20 protein-coding genes are annotated in these 16,639 nt (G+C 61.1%); 3 read left to right on the top strand and 17 right to left on the bottom strand.

All coding sequences use genetic code 11. The features are described 5' to 3' along the window. Positions 1-35: 35 nt before the first annotated feature. The 3 genes from ABIE32_RS07830 to petA are packed head-to-tail and all read right to left on the bottom strand — an operon-like array spanning position 36 to position 2,903. Positions 36-800, bottom strand: a complete 765-nt coding sequence (locus tag ABIE32_RS07830) for a cytochrome c1 (protein WP_429015096.1) — start codon at positions 798-800, stop codon at positions 36-38. An 18-nt stretch (positions 801-818) separates the two neighbouring features. Further along, entirely contained in the window at positions 819-2,297 is a 1,479-nt protein-coding gene (locus ABIE32_RS07825) for a cytochrome b (RefSeq protein WP_429015094.1), read from the bottom strand. Positions 2,298-2,306: 9 nt separating this feature from the next. Beyond that, complete coding sequence (petA, locus tag ABIE32_RS07820; RefSeq protein WP_224150183.1) at positions 2,307-2,903, bottom strand: ubiquinol-cytochrome c reductase iron-sulfur subunit; 597 nt, start codon at positions 2,901-2,903, stop codon at positions 2,307-2,309. Positions 2,904-3,037: 134 nt separating this feature from the next. Between petA and mscL the strand changes: the two genes are divergently transcribed. Further along, entirely contained in the window at positions 3,038-3,466 is a 429-nt protein-coding gene (gene mscL, locus ABIE32_RS07815) for a large conductance mechanosensitive channel protein MscL (RefSeq protein WP_224150184.1), read from the top strand. Positions 3,467-3,607: 141 nt separating this feature from the next. On the opposite strand, the gene pdxA is transcribed toward mscL, so the two are convergent. Further along, positions 3,608-4,639: a 4-hydroxythreonine-4-phosphate dehydrogenase PdxA gene (gene pdxA, locus ABIE32_RS07810; RefSeq protein WP_429015144.1), complete on the bottom strand. Its 1,032-nt coding sequence runs from the start codon at positions 4,637-4,639 to the stop codon at positions 3,608-3,610. 85 nt (positions 4,640-4,724) lie between these two features. Continuing rightward, a complete protein-coding gene (locus ABIE32_RS07805; protein ID WP_429015092.1) occupies positions 4,725-5,477 on the bottom strand; it encodes a Nif3-like dinuclear metal center hexameric protein in 753 nt (250 codons plus the stop codon). Positions 5,478-5,508: 31 nt separating this feature from the next. Between ABIE32_RS07805 and ABIE32_RS07800 the strand changes: the two genes are divergently transcribed. Next, positions 5,509-6,072, top strand: coding sequence for an AmiS/UreI family transporter (locus tag ABIE32_RS07800; RefSeq protein WP_429015090.1), 564 nt, complete (start codon positions 5,509-5,511; stop codon positions 6,070-6,072). Here the strand turns inward: ABIE32_RS07800 and ABIE32_RS07795 are convergent. Beyond that, entirely contained in the window at positions 6,056-7,384 is a 1,329-nt protein-coding gene (locus ABIE32_RS07795; RefSeq protein ID WP_429015088.1) for an MFS transporter, read from the bottom strand. The genes ABIE32_RS07800 and ABIE32_RS07795 overlap by 17 nt on opposite strands. A 370-nt stretch (positions 7,385-7,754) precedes the next feature. Here ABIE32_RS07795 and ABIE32_RS07790 point away from each other — a divergent pair, with 370 nt between their 5' ends. Next, entirely contained in the window at positions 7,755-8,927 is a 1,173-nt protein-coding gene (locus tag ABIE32_RS07790) for a S1C family serine protease (RefSeq protein WP_224150188.1), read from the top strand. A 288-nt stretch (positions 8,928-9,215) separates the two neighbouring features. Here the strand turns inward: ABIE32_RS07790 and tatC are convergent, their stop codons facing one another. The 11 genes from tatC to galE form a co-directional block, all read right to left on the bottom strand. Beyond that, positions 9,216-10,010, bottom strand: a complete 795-nt coding sequence (gene tatC / locus ABIE32_RS07785; RefSeq protein WP_429015087.1) for a twin-arginine translocase subunit TatC — start codon at positions 10,008-10,010, stop codon at positions 9,216-9,218. 74 nt (positions 10,011-10,084) lie between these two features. Beyond that, positions 10,085-10,621: a Sec-independent protein translocase protein TatB gene (gene tatB, locus ABIE32_RS07780; protein WP_224150190.1), complete on the bottom strand. Its 537-nt coding sequence runs from the start codon at positions 10,619-10,621 to the stop codon at positions 10,085-10,087. Between the two features lie 78 nt (positions 10,622-10,699). Further along, positions 10,700-10,948, bottom strand: coding sequence for a Sec-independent protein translocase subunit TatA (tatA, locus tag ABIE32_RS07775; RefSeq protein WP_184707077.1), 249 nt, complete (start codon positions 10,946-10,948; stop codon positions 10,700-10,702). 100 nt (positions 10,949-11,048) lie between these two features. After that, positions 11,049-11,405, bottom strand: a complete 357-nt coding sequence (locus ABIE32_RS07770) for a histidine triad nucleotide-binding protein (protein ID WP_429015085.1) — start codon at positions 11,403-11,405, stop codon at positions 11,049-11,051. Positions 11,406-11,514: 109 nt separating this feature from the next. Beyond that, positions 11,515-12,627 carry a patatin-like phospholipase family protein gene (locus ABIE32_RS07765; RefSeq protein WP_224150192.1) on the bottom strand — a complete coding sequence of 371 codons (1,113 nt, stop codon included), beginning with the start codon at positions 12,625-12,627 and terminating at the stop codon, positions 11,515-11,517. Further along, positions 12,620-13,009, bottom strand: a complete 390-nt coding sequence (locus ABIE32_RS07760; protein WP_224150193.1) for a DUF4870 family protein — start codon at positions 13,007-13,009, stop codon at positions 12,620-12,622. The genes ABIE32_RS07765 and ABIE32_RS07760 overlap by 8 nt, the downstream gene beginning before the upstream one ends. Continuing rightward, on the bottom strand, positions 13,006-13,410 hold the full coding sequence (locus tag ABIE32_RS07755) for a phosphoribosyl-ATP diphosphatase (RefSeq protein ID WP_224150194.1): 405 nt from the start codon (positions 13,408-13,410) through the stop codon (positions 13,006-13,008). The genes ABIE32_RS07760 and ABIE32_RS07755 overlap by 4 nt, the downstream gene beginning before the upstream one ends. A gap of 66 nt (positions 13,411-13,476) precedes the next feature. Next, complete coding sequence (gene hisI, locus ABIE32_RS07750) at positions 13,477-13,866, bottom strand: phosphoribosyl-AMP cyclohydrolase (RefSeq protein ID WP_429015084.1); 390 nt, start codon at positions 13,864-13,866, stop codon at positions 13,477-13,479. Between the two features lie 265 nt (positions 13,867-14,131). After that, complete coding sequence (locus tag ABIE32_RS07745; RefSeq protein WP_429015082.1) at positions 14,132-14,335, bottom strand: hypothetical protein; 204 nt, start codon at positions 14,333-14,335, stop codon at positions 14,132-14,134. Between the two features lie 65 nt (positions 14,336-14,400). Next, complete coding sequence (gene hisF, locus ABIE32_RS07740; RefSeq protein WP_429015081.1) at positions 14,401-15,201, bottom strand: imidazole glycerol phosphate synthase subunit HisF; 801 nt, start codon at positions 15,199-15,201, stop codon at positions 14,401-14,403. Positions 15,202-15,444: 243 nt separating this feature from the next. Next, complete coding sequence (galE, locus tag ABIE32_RS07735; RefSeq protein ID WP_429015079.1) at positions 15,445-16,455, bottom strand: UDP-glucose 4-epimerase GalE; 1,011 nt, start codon at positions 16,453-16,455, stop codon at positions 15,445-15,447. Positions 16,456-16,639 lie beyond the last annotated feature (184 nt).

Here is a 16,639-nt window from a genome sequence, read left to right as displayed (position 1 = left end):
ACAGGGCCGGGCCTGGCTGCTCGCAAAAACAGTGATTACTTCACATCTTTCCAGAACGCTGCATTCAGGCGCCAGGTGATGAGGATCAGACCCAGCAAGAAGATCAGCACCCAAACACCCACACGAACGCGGGTGTTCTGGCTGGGGTCACCCATCCATTGTAGATAGTTCACCAAATTACCCACATTTTTATCGAATTCTGCTGAACTCATCTTGCCGGGGGTCACTTGATTCCATCCCTTGAACAGCTGCACCTTGTGGCCGTGTTCCTCCACCTCCTCATACACCGGTGTGCGCACACCCTGCAGCTCCCACAGCACATGCGGCATGCCTACAGACGGAAAGGCCATGTTGTTCCAGCCTGTGGCCTTGGTGTCGTCCTTGTAGAAAGTCCGCAGGAAGGTGTAGAGGTAGTCTGCCCCCGTGCCCTGGCTGCCGGCACGCGAACGCGCAATCAAGGTCAGATCAGGCGGATTGGCCCCAAACCACTCCTTGGCCTGTTTGGGATCAATGGCCGCCTTCATGGTCTCGCCCACCTTGTCGGTGGTCAGAAGCAGATTGTCCTTGATCTGCTGCTCGGTCAGGCCAATGTCCTTGAGGCGGTTGTAGCGCATGAACGAGGCGGAGTGGCAGCTCAGGCAGTAGTTGACAAACAGCTTGGCGCCGCTTTGCAAGGATGCCGTATCGGTGGTATCGACCTTGAACTTGTCCCAGGCAACACCGCCTTCAGAGGCCTGCACCGGGGCTGCCCCCATCCAGACACCAACGGCCAGCAAGGTGGAAAGAATTATTTTTTTCATCGTGATGCTCTCCCGGGCTCAGTGCGCATGAAAGGTAACCCGGTCAGGCACCGGTTTGGGCGTTCCCTTGCGGCTCCACCAAGGCATCAGCAGGAAGAAACCAAAATAGAACAAGGTACCCACCTGTGAGACTTTTTCGCCAATGGGCGATGGAGGCTGTACTCCCAGATACGCCAACACGATGAAATTGACCACGAACACCGCGTACACATATTTGTGCCAGTGCGGGCGGTAGCGGATCGACTTGACCGGGCTGTGATCAAGCCAGGGCAGGAAGAACAGGATGATGACTGCCAGACCCATCACCACCACACCCCAAAACTTGGCGTCAATCCCCGACAGCGCCTTGATGCCCGTAAAGGCAAAGGCACCGAACAGCGCCAGCACCACGACAGCCACGGCAATCAGCAGGCCCTTGAGGGCACCAGCCATGCGCGTCTTCACGCAGACAAAGGCAACGGCAATGATGAGGATGGCCGAGAGCGCAACCATCATTTCGCTGGTGATGGCTCGCAGCATCGAATAGAACGGCGTGAAGTACCACACGGGTGCAATGTGGTTCGGCGTCTTCAATGGGTCGGCCGGAATGAAGTTGTTGTATTCGAGGAAATACCCCCCCATCTCCGGCGCAAAGAACACGATGGCCGAGAAGATGAACAGGAAAACAGCCACACCGAAGATGTCGTGCACCGTGTAGTAAGGGTGGAAAGGAATGCCATCGAGCGGATTGCCCTTGGCATCCTTGGCCGCCTTGGGCCCCTTGATCTCGATGCCATCCGGGTTGTTTGATCCCACATCGTGCAAAGCCAGCAAGTGGGCCACCACCAGGCCGAGCAGCACCAGCGGCACGGCAATCACGTGGAAGCTGAAGAAGCGATTCAGCGTGGCATCGCCGACCACATAGTCACCACGAATCAGCAGCGCCAGATCAGGGCCGATGAAGGGAATGGCCGAGAACAGGTTCACGATCACCTGCGCGCCCCAATACGACATCTGACCCCAGGGCAACAGATAGCCCATGAAGGCCTCTGCCATCAGGCACAGGAAGATGGCGCAGCCAAAGATCCAGACCAGCTCGCGCGGCTTGCGATAGCTGCCGTACAAAAGGCCACGGAACATGTGCAGGTACACCACAACGAAGAAGGCCGAGGCCCCCGTGGAGTGCATGGTGCGGATCAGCCAGCCCCAGGGCACGTCGCGCATGATGTACTCGACCGAGGCAAAAGCCACGGCTGGCGCACCAATCACGCCACCCACCGGATTGGCGTCTGGCTTGTAATGCATCACCAGGAAGATGCCGGTGACGATTTGAATCACCAGCACCAGGAGCGCCAGGGAGCCAAAGATGTACCAGAAATTGAAGTTTTTCGGAGCGTAGTACTCCGACATGTGAACGCGATAGGCATCAAAAGCCGTGGGAAAACGGTTTTCCAGCCAGTTGCTCGCCTTGGCGCCAATGGAGGCATTGGGCGATATGTCCTTGAATTCGTGTGCCATGCCGCCTCCTTATGCCTTTTTGTCTTCGCCGATCAGCAGCCTGGTATCCGAGAGATACATGTGCGCTGGCACTTCGAGGTTATCGGGTGCGGGCTTGTTCTTGAAGACGCGGCCAGCGAGGTCGAATGTCGAGCCGTGGCAGGGGCACAGAAAGCCGCCCTTCCAGTCATCGGGCAGTGATGGCTGCGGGCCAGGCGCCAGCTTGTCGGTCGGCGAGCAGCCCAGATGGGTGCAGATACCGATCACGACCAGTACATCGGGCTTGATGGAGCGGGTTTCGTTCTTGGCGTAATCAGGCGTGGGATACGCCGTACGCTCTGATTTGGGATCGGCCAGTTGGCCGTCGAGCTTGGGCAATTCAGCCAATTGCTCCGGGGTGCGGCGCATGATCCATATGGGCTTGCCGCGCCACTCTGCAGTGATCTTCTCGCCGGGCTTGAGCTCCGAGATATCCACCTCGACCGCTGCACCGGCGGCCTTGGCCTTCTCCGAAGGCTGGAAAGAACTGACAAAGGGAACTGCAGTGGCAACTCCACCCACTGCGCCTGCACATCCTGACGCTATCAGCCACGTCCGCTTACTGGAGTCGATGGAAGAATCACTCATGGGGCTCCTTGATCAAGGCTTATATCTCGGTTTTGGGCGGATTGTACGGATGGAGCCCCCTGTCATGCAATGCGCCGAAACCCTCGAAGCTGAGCGATACTGTAGCCCATGTTTATTTATGCTAGGAGCCTGGTATGAGCTTCATGAAGGAGTTCCGCGAGTTCGCGGTTAAAGGCAATGTGATGGATCTGGCCGTCGGTGTGATCATCGGTGGCGCCTTCGGCAAGATTGTCGATTCGGTTGTGAACGACCTCATCATGCCGCTGGTCGGCATGATCTTTGGCAAACTGGATTTTTCCAATCTTTTCGTAGTGCTTGGCACCGTTCCCGACGGTATTCCACGCACGCTCGATGCGCTGAAAAAGGCGGGCATTCCGGTGTTTGCCTATGGCAACTTCATCACCGTCGCGGTCAACTTCCTGATCCTGGCATTCATCATCTTCCTGATGGTCAAGCAGATCAATCGCCTCAAGCGCGAAACACCTGCCGAGGCCCCTGCAGCACCTGCTGAAGACATCGTGCTACTGCGTGAAATTCGCGACAGTTTGCAGCAGAAACGTTGATCTTTCGCAACGATATAGATCGCTCGTACAAAATTTTGCAAAGAGAAGCAGCCGAGAGGCTGCTTTCTTTTTTCACGGGCCATTCGTTGCGTTCCCGCCGGTGGTCGGCGAGCAGCCCAGAGGCAGAAAAAACGCGAAATCTCAGACCGCGACCAAGTGTTGCGCCGTCTTCACCGCCTCGATCAGGCTTGCTGCGTCCGCCACGCCCTGTCCCGCAATATCGAACGCCGTGCCATGGTCCGGGCTGGTACGCACCAGCGGCAGACCCAGGGTCACATTGACGCCCTGCTCCAGCCCCAGATACTTCACGGGAATCAGACCCTGGTCGTGGTACATCGCCACCACCACATCAAATTCGCCCACCTTGCCCGGCGCACTGCGTGCGCGCATGAAGACGGTATCGGGCGCTTCGGGGCCCGTCACATCCATGCCTTGCGCCCGGGCCGCTGCAACGGCCGGAGCAATCTGCTCGATCTCCTCACGCCCCATGTGGCCGGCCTCTCCTGCGTGCGGATTCAGCCCTGCCACAGCGATGCGCGGCGCACGGCCCAGCGACCTCTCAAGCGCTGCGTGGGTGATGCGCAGCGTCTCCAGTACATTGGCGCTCGTCACCGCATCGATCGCGTCGCGCAGGGAGACATGAATACTGACCAGAACGGTGCGCAACGATTCATTGGCCAGCATCATGCGCACCGGCATCTGTGCAATGGGCACACCGGCATGGGCCGCGGCTTCTGCCTGCAGAAGTTCCGTGTGACCGGGGAAATCCACCCCCGCCAGATGCAGCGCCTCCTTGTGCAGGGGTGCCGTCACCAGGCCATCGATCTCTCCGCGCAAGGCGGCACGCGCGGCCCACTGCACGCAGACAGCAGCAGCGCGTCCCGCCTCTGCCTGCACCTGACCAAAAGGCAGCGGGCCGGGCAGGCCGGGCAACGGGAGCACCGGCAGGCAACGCGCAGGCACATGCAGGGCATCCTGCGGAGCCGCGATCACCGCGACAGGCAACGCGCACCGGCCTGGCCCCTGCAGCAGTTGCGCGGCGCGGCGCAGCGTTGCCACATCGCCGACGGCAAAGGCCCCCCGCAGGCGCTCTGGCGCGTCACGGAAAGCCTTGGCGATGATCTCAGGGCCGATACCGGCAGGATCGCCCTGGGTGATAGCCAGAAGTGGGATGCGGCTCACAACACAAACCTTTGAGAAAAAACAAGCTGCAGCGCACAACTGTTGCGCGCCTTAAGCTATTAAATATATAGCAAAATCAAGCCGGGTTATCGATATCGATGAACTCGTGTGCAATGCCCAGTTGCTGTGCGACCAGCGCTGCCGCAGCGGGCGCTCCATAGCGCTCGGTGGCATGGTGGCCACCGGCAAAAAAACTCACCCCCGTCTCACGCGCCAGGTGGGCTTGCGGCTCCGATATCTCCCCCGTCAGAAAGCCATCGGCTCCGGCGGCAATGGCTGCTTCGAAGAAGCCCTGCGCCCCCCCGGTACACCAGGCCATACGGCGGATGGGGCGGTGATCATCGCTTGTCGCCAGCGTGACGGAACGACCCAGGGCCTGTTGTATCTGCGCCGCAATCTGCTGTGCAGACGCTTCCGGGATGCTGCCGATAAAGCCGAGATCCTGCTCCCCGAAGCGTCCGTCTGCCTGCCAGCCCAGGCGCACGCCCAGTTGCGCGTTGTTGCCCAGTTCCGGATGGGCGTCGAGCGGCAGGTGGTAGGCAAACAGGTTGATGTCGTGCTTGATCAGGCGCTCGATGCGCTGCTTCATCCAGCCGGTGATGCGCCCGTCATACCCGCGCCAGAACAGGCCATGGTGCACAAAGATGGCATCTGCCCCAGCGGCGATGGCCGCATCGATCAGCGCGCGCGACGCGGTCACGCCGCTCACCAGCTTGCGGATCTCGGTCTTGCCCTCGACCTGCAGGCCGTTGGGGCCATAGTCCTTGAATCGTTCGGGTTGCAGCAAGGTATTGAAGGCCTGCAGCATGTCTTGGCGGGTGGTCGTCATGGCGCGATTGTCTCAGAAGGGAATTTCTCTTATGCCTGAAACACACGATAACCACCGCAGAGTGGCCATTACACTGGCGCGCCCTCCTCCTGCCCCTACACCTGATTTCCCCATGCTTGGCGTTGCACTTCTTTTCATCGGCGCGGTTCTGATCGTCAATGGCCTGTCGCTCGCTGGCCGCATCGCGCCCCGAGACACGGTAGCACTCAACCTGCTGGTGGGGCTGCTGGCACTCTTCACCAACCTGCTGGGGCTGGTGCGCGCAGGCGGCACGCCGGATTACCTTGCAAGCGCGGGCGGCCTGCTGTTCGCCTTTACCTACCTGTATGCGGCGGCCACCCACTGGTTTGGCCTCAAGGGCGAGGGGCTGGGTTGGTACAGCGGCTTCGTGGCCATCAGCGCCCTGGCTTTTGCTGCAGCGCAGCAGGACTGGCGCATGGCGACACTCTGGTTGCTATGGGCCAGCCTGTGGCTGCTCTTCTTCGTCTCCATGGGCCTGGGCCGCCGCCTGCGCCTGCTGCCGCACTACACCGTTGCCTGCGGCGTGGGCACCTGCTGGGCTCCGGGTCTGCTCATGCTCACCGGCCGCTGGTAGGCTTAGGTTGCCAGCCCGTGCTGGCCAAGGGCCAGAAACCCAGCACCGCACCCAGAATGCCCATGGCTGCCACATAGTGGGCAGGTGCCATCACATCGGTCTGCTGCCAGACGGAGACCAGCATGGGCGTGAGCCCGCCAAATACCGCGTAGGCCATGTTGTAGGCAAAGGACAGGCCGGTGAAGCGCACCGGCGCCGGGAAGGCGCGAACGCCCACCACTGGCAGCAGCGAGATGCTGCCCACAAAGAATCCCACCAGCGCATACGACCACAACAGCGACGCATCGGTGCCCGGCAGGCCCAGGTAGAAAACATAGGCGGTAGCGCTCATGCCCAGCCAGCCCAGCACCATCACCACCCGGGTACCCAGGCGGTCGGACAGCCAGCCCCAGAACACGCATCCCAGCGTCAGGGTGACCGTGGCCAGCGCATTGGCCTTCATGGCCGAGGCCGGGTCAATGTGGAATACCTTCTGCAGATAGGCGGGGGTGAACAGCACCACCACCACGATGGCAGTGGACAGCACCCAGGTCATCAACGCCACCAGCACGCAGGCCGCGCGGTGCTCGCGCAGAATGGTCTTGATCGGCAACTCGCGCCCGGCCTCCTTGCGTGCCTGGAGTTCCTGAAATACCGGCGTCTCGTGCAGAAAGCGGCGCAGGTACACCGACACCAGGCCGAAGGCACCGCCCAGAATGAACGGAATGCGCCAAGCCCAGTCGCGGATCTCGGTGGCGCTGTAGCTGCTGTTGAGCCACACGCCAATGATGGAGCCCAGGAAAATGCCACCGGTGATGCCGGAAGTGAGTGCGCCAATGGCAAAACCATAGTGCCGCGCCGGCGCGTGCTCGGCCACGAACACCCAGGCGCCCGGCATCTCGCCGCCAATGGCTGCACCCTGCAGCACGCGCATCAGCAAGAGCAACAAGGGCGCGGCAATGCCGATGGAGGCATAGGTGGGCAGCATGCCGATCACCAGCGTGGGCACCGCCATCAAAAAGATGGACAGCGTGAACATCTTCTTGCGGCCCAGGATGTCGCCGAAGTGCGCAATCAGTATGCCGCCCAGAGGCCGTGCCAGGTAACCGGCAGCAAAGATGCCCAGCGTCTGCAGCTGGCGCAGCCAGTCCGGCATTTCAGCCGGGAAGAACAGCGAGCCGATCACGTTGGCAAAAAAGACAAACACCACGAAGTCGTAAAACTCCAGGGTGCCGCCCAGGGCGGACAGGCCCAGGGTCTTGTAGTCGCCGCGCGTCAACGCGCGGGCAGGCGCTGCAGCGGCAGCGCCTTGGGGGAAGGTTTGCGAAGTCATGTGTCCTCTAGCTTTCAGAAGACAGCGCGGTGCAATGCGGCGCAGTTATGAGCGCAATCACCGGGTTCGGGATCGCCGGGGTACGGGATCGTGGCAGGCAAGCCTGGAGGATGGCCAGTTCGCGAGGAACCGCAATGTGCAGGAAAGGCGCAGTCAAAACAACGATTTTAGGTATAAACCCTTGCAACAATCACCGCCCGGGCACCCACCAACCATCGCCATCAGCGATGCCCGCAGCCTCCGTGCACGATACAAAGGGGTGGCGCAGCCGCAAAAGCAGAGGCGTCCGGACACGAATGACATAATCACCCCATGCGGGGCCGCCATTGGTGCGCTCCAGACCCATGGCATCCTCTTCCCTTTCGCCTCTATGAAACGCCTCTGGCTTCTGTTTACCCAGGTGGTCACCGTACTGCTTGGCATCTATTTCGTCGTGGCTACCCTGCAGCCCAGTTGGCTGCAACGCAATAAAAATGTGCGCAGCAATGCGGGTATTGCCCTGATTGAAGCGCCCAAGGACGACAGCACCCATGCCGCAGTCGCCACCAGCAGTTTCAGCCCCGCAGCCAAGAAGGCCGCCCCTGCCGTAGTCAGCATCAATACCAGCACCGAGGTCCGCCATCCGCGTGCCAACGATCCGTGGTTTCAGTTCTTCTTCGGCGACCAGGGCGTACAGAACCAGGCAGGACTGGGCAGCGGCGTCATCATCAGCCCCGACGGCTATGTGCTGACCAACAACCATGTGGTGGAAGCAGCCGACGACATCGAAGTGACCCTGACCGACGGCCGCAAATCCAAGGCCCAGGTGATCGGCACTGATCCGGAGACCGATCTGGCCATTCTCAAGATCACGCTGGACAAGCTGCCCGTGATTGTGCTGGGCAATTCGGAATCGGTCGAAGTCGGTGACCAGGTGCTGGCCATCGGCAACCCCTTCGGCGTAGGCCAGACGGTCACCAGCGGCATCATCAGCGCACTGGGCAGGAGCGAGCTGGGCATCAACACCTTCGAGAACTTCATCCAGACCGATGCCGCCATCAACCCCGGCAACTCCGGCGGCGCGCTGGTCGATGTGAATGGCAACCTCGTGGGCATCAACACCGCCATCTATTCGCGCTCGGGCGGCAGCATGGGCATCGGCTTTGCCATCCCTGTGGCCATTGCCAAGAACGTGCTCGACAGCATCGTGCGTGACGGCAAGGTGACGCGCGGCTGGATCGGTGTGGAACCCAACGACCTGACGCCCGAGCTGGCAGAGACTTTTGGCGTGAAAGCCGACGAGGGTGTGATCATCACCGGCGTGCTGCAGAATGGCCCGGCAGCCCAGGCAGGCATCCGCCCCGGTGATGTGATCACCCAGGTGGGTGAAAAGCCCGTGCGCCATGTGCAAGAGCTTTTGACCGCCGTGGCCGGCCTGATGCCCGGCACCGAAGCGCAGATGCAGATCCGCCGCAACGAAAGCAGCCTGACCATCCGCATCACGCCGGATACCCGCCCCGCCAGCGGGCGCGCCGTGCCGCAGATGCCTCAGGGGCGACGCTGAACCGCTGCCTGCAGGAGCAGACACCCAGGTCTGGCAGAGCCCCATGCCCGGCATTTCAGCAAACATCGCTTGCTGAAATGCCTCTGCCCACGGTCAAGAAACATCGTTGAAATTCAATGACACCAAGCGCATGAAGCTCTTCTTTTCGCAGCAGACTTCAACCAAAACGCCAAAACTCCTCCACTACGGCGAGCATCGGCAAAAACAAAGAAAGCCCCGTGCTGGAAAGCAGCCGGGGCTTTTTTCTGCTCTTGAGACCCGTAAGCAGGCCATCGCATCTGCAGCCGCTCAGGCTGCGCTGTTGGTGTCCGCCTCTTCGTCCTTCTTTGGCGCGTTGCGCGAGAACCAGGTTGCGCCCCAGATGCCAACCTCATACAGAATGCACATGGGCACCGCCAGCGAGATCTGCGAGAGCACATCGGGCGGCGTCACCACAGCGGCAATGATGAATGCCAGCACGATGAAGTAACCGCGGAAGGACTTGAGCTTGTCGATTTCGACAATACCGAGGCGCACCAGCAGGATCACGACAATCGGCACCTGAAACGCCAGGCCGAAAGCCAGATACAGCGACAGAATGGCTTCGACGTAAGAGGCGATATCGGGCGTTGCGGCCACGCTTGACGGCGTGAAATGCTGGATGAAGCCGAACATGCGGTCCAGCACGAACAATTGCACGAAGGCAATGCCAGCGTAGGCCAGCAGGCTGCCAAAAAATATCAGTGGCAGTGCAAAGCGCTTTTCATGGCTGTAGAGCCCGGGCGCCACAAAGGCCCACAGTTGGTACATGATCCAGGGCAGGGCCAGCAGCACCGCCGCCATCCCCAGCACCTTGAGCGGCACGATGAACGGCGAAAACACGCCGACGGCAATCAGCTTGGCATCCGGCGGCATGTGCGCCTTGATGGGGTGGGCGATGAAGTTCATCAGCCCATCGGGGCCAGGCCAGATGGCCAGCAGGATCAAGGCCACGACAATGCCGCCGATGCTGTAGACCAGGCGGTTGCGCAGCTCCATCAGGTGCTGCACGAAGGGCTGCTCGGTGCCGGCCAGTTCGTCTTCTTGGGAGGGAGTTTCGGACATGGAAAAATTCTTGTGAACAGGTGCCTGCCGTCAGTTGCGGGCGGACACGAGGCCGCTACCCTGCATTCTCCGCATCACGCCTTGGGACCGCGCGACTTGGGCCGGAAACGGGCGACCCGGGCTGCCCCTGATTGCACGTGGGTGCGCACGCCTGCGCGGTGCTTGTACCACTGGGGCGTCGCGCCACGTTTGACGCGCCAGTTCTTGCGCGGGTGCTGGTACACCGGAGAGACGGACGAAGCCGTACTGCCATAGCTCTCGGCATAGGGGTCTGCGGTGTAGAAGTTGTCTTCGCCGGTCGACGACTCCCCCGACAGTGCGCCCTTGACGCCATGCGCCTCGTCGTTCAGGTTCTTTTCGAAATCGGAGGCATTGGTGCGGATCGTGCTTTCCACATCGCGCGCTGCCGATTCGACGCTGTCCTTCATCTTGCGCAGCTCGTCGAGTTCCATCGAGCGGTTGACCTCGGCCTTCACGTCATTGACATAGCGCTGCGCCTTGCCCAGCAAGGTGCCAACCGTGCGGGCCACGCGCGGCAGTTTTTCGGGGCCAATCACGATCAGTGCCACCGCACCGATCAAGGCCATTTTGGAGATACCGAGATCAAACATTCCAGTCCCAACGATGGCAAGCCAGCGACAGCGACCGCACGGGCATGGCCAGCACGGTCGTCACGGGCATGCGGCGCATCAGCCCTTGTTCTTGGCTTCGACGTCGATCGTGGTCTTGTCTGCCACGGGAGTCTGGCCCACTTGCTGCTGAGCCGTAGTGGTAGATGCTGGGGCAGCGGCGCTTTCGTTGCCGTCCTTGATGCCATCCTTGAAGCCCTTGACGGCACCGCCCAGGTCCGAGCCGATGTTCTTGAGCTTTTTGGTGCCAAACACCAGCACCACGATGGCCAGAACGATCAGCCAATGCCAAATAGAAAAGGAACCCATGAATTTCTCCTTGCGAATGCAAACATTTTAGACGCCCCGGGCGCCTGCAAGTTTCGTAATACTGTCACGCAGCGCGGTATTACCTGAGCAACGGCTGCGATCAGCCCTTGCGCCAGGGGCGCGCGCCACCCAGGATATGGATGTGCAGGTGATGCACTTCCTGGCCACCCTCCTCGCCCGTATTCACCATGAGGCGAAAACCGCCTTCGGGATAAGGGTTGCAGCCATTGGCCCGGGCCAGCTCGGGCGCCTTGACCAGCATGCGACCCAGGAGGGGCGCATCCTCGGCAGTCACCTGGGCCATCGACGGAATGTGGCGCTTGGGCACCATCAGCAAATGCACGGGTGCGGACGGGTGGATGTCCTTGAAGACCAGCATGTCCTCGTCTTCATACACCTTGCTCGAAGGGATATCGCCCGCGATGATTTTGCAGAAAATGCAGTTTGGATCGTGCATAAGATTCATGAGTAAAAAGATGCCTTGGTACGCATCCACTGTGCGCATGCAGCTATACCAAGCATAGCGCAATCGGCCTGCTGCGCCCGCAGCACGGGCGACAGCGCCATTACACCTTGAAGCCCGAGCGCACGCCGACATCAGCGCGGTGGCGCTTGAGCCAGGCGAGGCCCGATTCGCGCCCCTTGTCCATCAGCTCGCGCACAAAGGCCATGTCGGAGCGGTTCTTGCTCGATGCCCCATAGGCCTTGAGCACCTTGCCGCCATCCACATGGTGCATCAGCATGTATTTGTAGCGCTCGGAATCGAGCTTGCCCTCCTCCAGCAGACGGCGCACAAAACCCATGGCACGCAACTCGGCCAGCAGGCTGGCGTTGAATGTGATCTCATTGATGCGGTCCATGATTTCCTGCGCGTTGGACGGCACCTCGTCATACTCGATCGGGTTGAGCTGCACCAGCAGCACATCGCTGTTGCCCGTTTGGTAGATCAGCGGATAGAGCAGCGGATTGCCGGAATAGCCACCGTCCCAGTAGAACTGGTCACCCACCTCGACCGCCTTGTACAGCATGGGCAGGCAGGCGGATGCCATCACTGCGTCTGCCGAAAGCCGCTTACCACTGAAGACTTCGCCCTTGCCGGTGCGAACATTGGTAGCGCAGACGAAGACGCGCGGCGCGCTCTTGCCCTGCTCCTGCTGCAGAAAGTCGAAATCCACCACGCGCTCCAGCAGGCGGCGCAGCGGATTGATATCGAGCGGGTTGGTCTGGTAGGGCGAGAACCACTGGCTCATCATGTCCATGATGGCCTTGCCCGCCGCAGGCACGCCCGCCATCAGGCTGCCCATGGTGCCCACGCCTTCCCAGAACTGACGCAGGCTGGCCCGAGCGGCTTCACAGCCCGCTTCATGGGCTTCGCGCCTGTCCTTGATTTCGACAGCTGCGCGGCCATAGCCGTAGGCCATCACCACCGCATTCATGGCCCCGGCACTGGTGCCGCTGACACCTTCGAACCACAGGCTGCGCTCTTCCAACAGGGCGTCCAGCACCCCCCAGGTGAAAGCGCCGTGCGAGCCGCCGCCCTGCAACGCCAGGCTGATGGGCGGCGTATTCTCGTCAACGCCCTTGGACCGTGCAAGCCGCGTGCGCTGCGGCGCAGTTCCACCCGCCTCAGCCGCCTGCGGGGACAGCGCGCCGTCTGCCGGCTCGATGTGGTTAGCCATGGACGGCCTGGTCCTTGTTCATGGCGACCATGCCGCGCACGATGCGGTAGAGGAACCAGATCGAGATGATGGTCCAGGCGATCCAGCCCGGCACGAGAAAGAATATCCACAGCGGTGCAGTCACTACATACAGGATGCCCGCCCAGATCACACTGCGGATGCGCCAGGAAAAATGGCTCTCCTGCCAGGTACCCCTGGCATCGCCACGCTTGACCAGATCGATCACCAGCGCCACGACGAGCAGGAACACGCTGACCTGTGCGCTTGGCACCACCGCAGCCACGGCCACGATCAGGTGCAGAAAATAGCTCACCCAACCCCAGGTTTTCAGGCTTTCCATTTCAGCCGCATCCACGGCTTTGACTTCGATCACATCACTCATGGAACACTCCCTTCTTCGGCTTCACGACTCTTGACCTTGCGCATGGCCTTTTCTTCCAGGCCGCTCAAGCCTTCGCGGCGCACCAGCTCATTGACCACATCCTGCGGGCTGAGGCCATAGTGGGCCAGCGCCACCATGGTATGAAACCACAGATCGGCCACTTCGTACACCAGCTTGGCAGCGGGTGCGCCGTGGTCGACATCCTTGGCGGCCATCACGACTTCGGTGGCCTCTTCGCCCACTTTCTTCAGAAATGCATCCGGCCCCTTGTGCAGCAGGCGTGCCACGTAGCTGGACTCAGGATCGCCGCCATTGGCGGGCTTGCGCGACTCCAGCAGCTCCGCCAGGCGCATCAGCGCATCGGTTGCAGGCAGGGCAGAGGAAGAATTCTTGTCGGTCATAACAGCAATGTATTTCGCCCTGCCCATATGGCAAAGGCTTCGGGCCAGGGCCTTGGGCCATGGCCCTTATTTATAGATGGATTCGGGATCTTTCAAGACCGGATCGACCGGTTGCCACCGGCCTTCGCGCAGTACGCTGTAGAAACAGCTGTGGCGGCCCGTGTGGCAGGCAATGCCCGGCTCGTGGCCGGTTTGCGTCACGGTCAGGAGGATCACGTCATTGTCGCAGTCGATGCGAATCTCGTGCACCTGCTGCACGTGGCCAGACTCCTCGCCCTTGAACCACAGCTTGCTGCGCGAGCGGCTGAAGTACACCGCCCGCTGCAGCTCTGCCGTCTTCTGCAGCGCCTCGCGGTTCATCCAGGCAAACATCAGGACATCGCCCGAGCCTTTTTCCTGCGCAATGACGGGCACCAGACCCTGCGCATCCCACTTTATGTCGTCTAGCCAAGTCATGGGGCCATTGTCTGCGATCTGGGATATCCCCGGAACCTGTAAAACGATGTCCCGGGTATTGATTTTTCTTTGCAAAAAAGTGATCAAGCTGCGCTTACCCAGCAATAGATTTCACATTTTTTGCGGCTGCATCGTATATCCCTAAAGCGCAGAATGCTCATTTTTTGATAGCAATCAGCAATTCCGGGCTGACAGGGAAAAGAAATAAAAAAGGCTGGCGCTCCGCACGCCAGCCTTCCGAGGTCAGTTCAACGCTTATCGCGCCCTATCGTCCACGCCCCCTGCGCTGCCAGCCTGCAGCCAGCGCCAGCAGCAGGGCCAACAACAACAGCATGGTGCGCGAATCCGCCCCGCTTGCTACCGTGCCACCAGTGTTGGTGATGGTCACGGTGTACGTGGTCTGCATGCCTGCGGTCAATTGGTTCACACCATTGGTCTTGGCCACGATGAGCACTGCAGGCGTGTTCACCGGCACATCCTCCGTGCTGGGGTTGCAGGCTACCGGGTTGCCTGGCCCACAAGGCCAGAGAGTGTCTACTGCCGCACAGGAATGCCCCGCTGCGCCATCAGCGCCTTGGCCTGCCCCACGGTGTATTCGCCGTAATGGAAGATGCTGGCGGCCAGCACCGCGTCCGCACCACCCACGGTAACGCCATCGGCCAAATGCTCCAGATTGCCAACCCCACCCGATGCGATCACCGGCACGCCAACGGCATCGGCCACGGCGCGCGTCAGTTGCAGGTCAAAGCCGCTCTTGGTGCCGTCGCGGTCCATGCTGGTCAGGAGAATCTCGCCCGCGCCGCGGGTGGCCATTTCAGAGGCCCAACGCACGGCATCCATGCCCGTGTTCTTGCGGCCGCCGTGGCTGTACACATCCCACCCCGCGCCCACGGGCTGACCATTGGCACCGATGCGTTGCTCATCCTGCACGCTGCGGCGTTTGGCATCGATGGCTACCACGATGCATTGCGCACCGTATTTGTCGCTGGCGGCGTTGATGACTTCCGGGTTGGCAATGGCCGCCGAATTGAAGCTGGTCTTGTCCGCACCGGCATTGAGCAGTCGGCGCACGTCTTCGACCGTGCGCACGCCGCCGCCGACGGTCAGCGGGATGAACACCTGGCTGGCCACGGCCTCGATGATGGGCAGGATCAGGTCACGTCCATCGCTGGTGGCGGTAATGTCCAGGAAAGTCAGCTCGTCCGCGCCCTGCGCGTTGTAGCGTGCCGCAATTTCCACCGGGTCGCCAGCATCACGCAGTTCGACAAAATTGACACCTTTGACGACACGGCCGCCCGTGACGTCCAGGCAGGGGATGATGCGTTTGGCAAGCATGGAAACTCTCGTGAAAGATGGAAGAAGGCAGACGAATTTTCTACAGGGCAAAACCATACCACGCCAGGCCTTGGCGGTAGCCATTCGCCCGTGAAAAGCCCCCTGCCCCGCTTCACCTGTGCGTCACCGCAGCCACAGGGCGCCCTGACAGGGCCCCGGAGACCCTCTGCCAAGGCCTGGCAATGAAAAACCGCCGCGAAATCAGCGATTTCTGCGGCGGTTTTCCGGAATGGACCCACAGGATCAATGCACGCTGCGGCCCATGCCGATCTGCCAGCGCCAGACGTCTTCCATCATGCGATCGAGCCCCAGCTGCGGCTGCCAGCCCAGCAGCGCACGCGCCTGGCTGATATCGGCCCAGCAGTGGGCCGCATCGCCATTGCGGCGCGGCCCGACACGGAAGGGCACGGCGCGGCCATTGGCATGCTCGAACGCGCGCACCAGCCCGAGCACCGACGTAGGTTGGCCCGAACCGATATTGAGCTTGAGCAGCCCCGCGTGGCCCCGCAGATAGTGCAAGGTGGCGACATAGGCCCGCGCCAGATCGGTCACGTGCAGATAATCGCGCACCGGCGAGCCGTCCGGGGTGGCGTAGTCGTTGCCGAAAATGCGCAGGCAGTCGCGCTTGCCCGCTGCCACCTGGGCCAGGTAAGGCGCCACATGGGTGGACATGCGGGGCGGGTCTTCGGCGATCAGGCCGCTTTCATGGCAGCCCACGGCATTGAAGCTGCGCAGCAGCGCCATGCGCCAGCGCTTGGGGGAGGCCTCGTCCAGGCTGGAGAGCACCTGCTCGACCATCAGGGCCGTCTGCCCGTAGGGCGTGCTCGCGCAGACCTGCGCATCCTCGCGCACCGGCATGGCAGGCGTGTCACCATAGACGATGGCAGACGACGAGACGATCAGATTGCGGATGCCAGCGGTCTGCATGGCACGCAACAGACCCACGGTACCCGAGACGTTGTTGTCGTAGTAACGCAGCGGCTCGCGCGCGGCGTCGGCTGACGATGTGAGAAAGGCGTTGTGGATCACCGCATCGAAATGCTGCTCGTCAAACAGCTGCTCGAGCATGGCGGTGTCGCGCACGTCAGCATCGATACACGGAGGCGCAAAACCCAGGATCTTCTCCAGCCGCTGCAGCACCGAGCGGCGTGCATTGCTGAAGTTATCCAGGATCAAAAAAGGCAGCCCTGCTTCTGCGAGGGCAACACAGAGGTGAGAGCCGATATAGCCGACTCCGCCAGTCACGAGTATCACGGGGTGCTTTCTAACAGTCTGCGGAATGCGTGTCCAGCATCTGCTATGGATTCTGACATTTCGCGCGAGGCCTATTGTCCGATACGCCGGGAAATTGCGGCGAATTTGGCCCATATCATATGTGCCACGCGGTAACAACTGGCATTTGTTGACATTTATCAATGTCCAACCAGGATCCGCCAGT

The organism is Comamonas sp. 4034 (assembly GCF_050434545.1).
Classification (GTDB): domain Bacteria; phylum Pseudomonadota; class Gammaproteobacteria; order Burkholderiales; family Burkholderiaceae_C; genus Comamonas; species Comamonas odontotermitis.
This window is presented reverse-complemented; position numbering and strand designations above follow the sequence as displayed.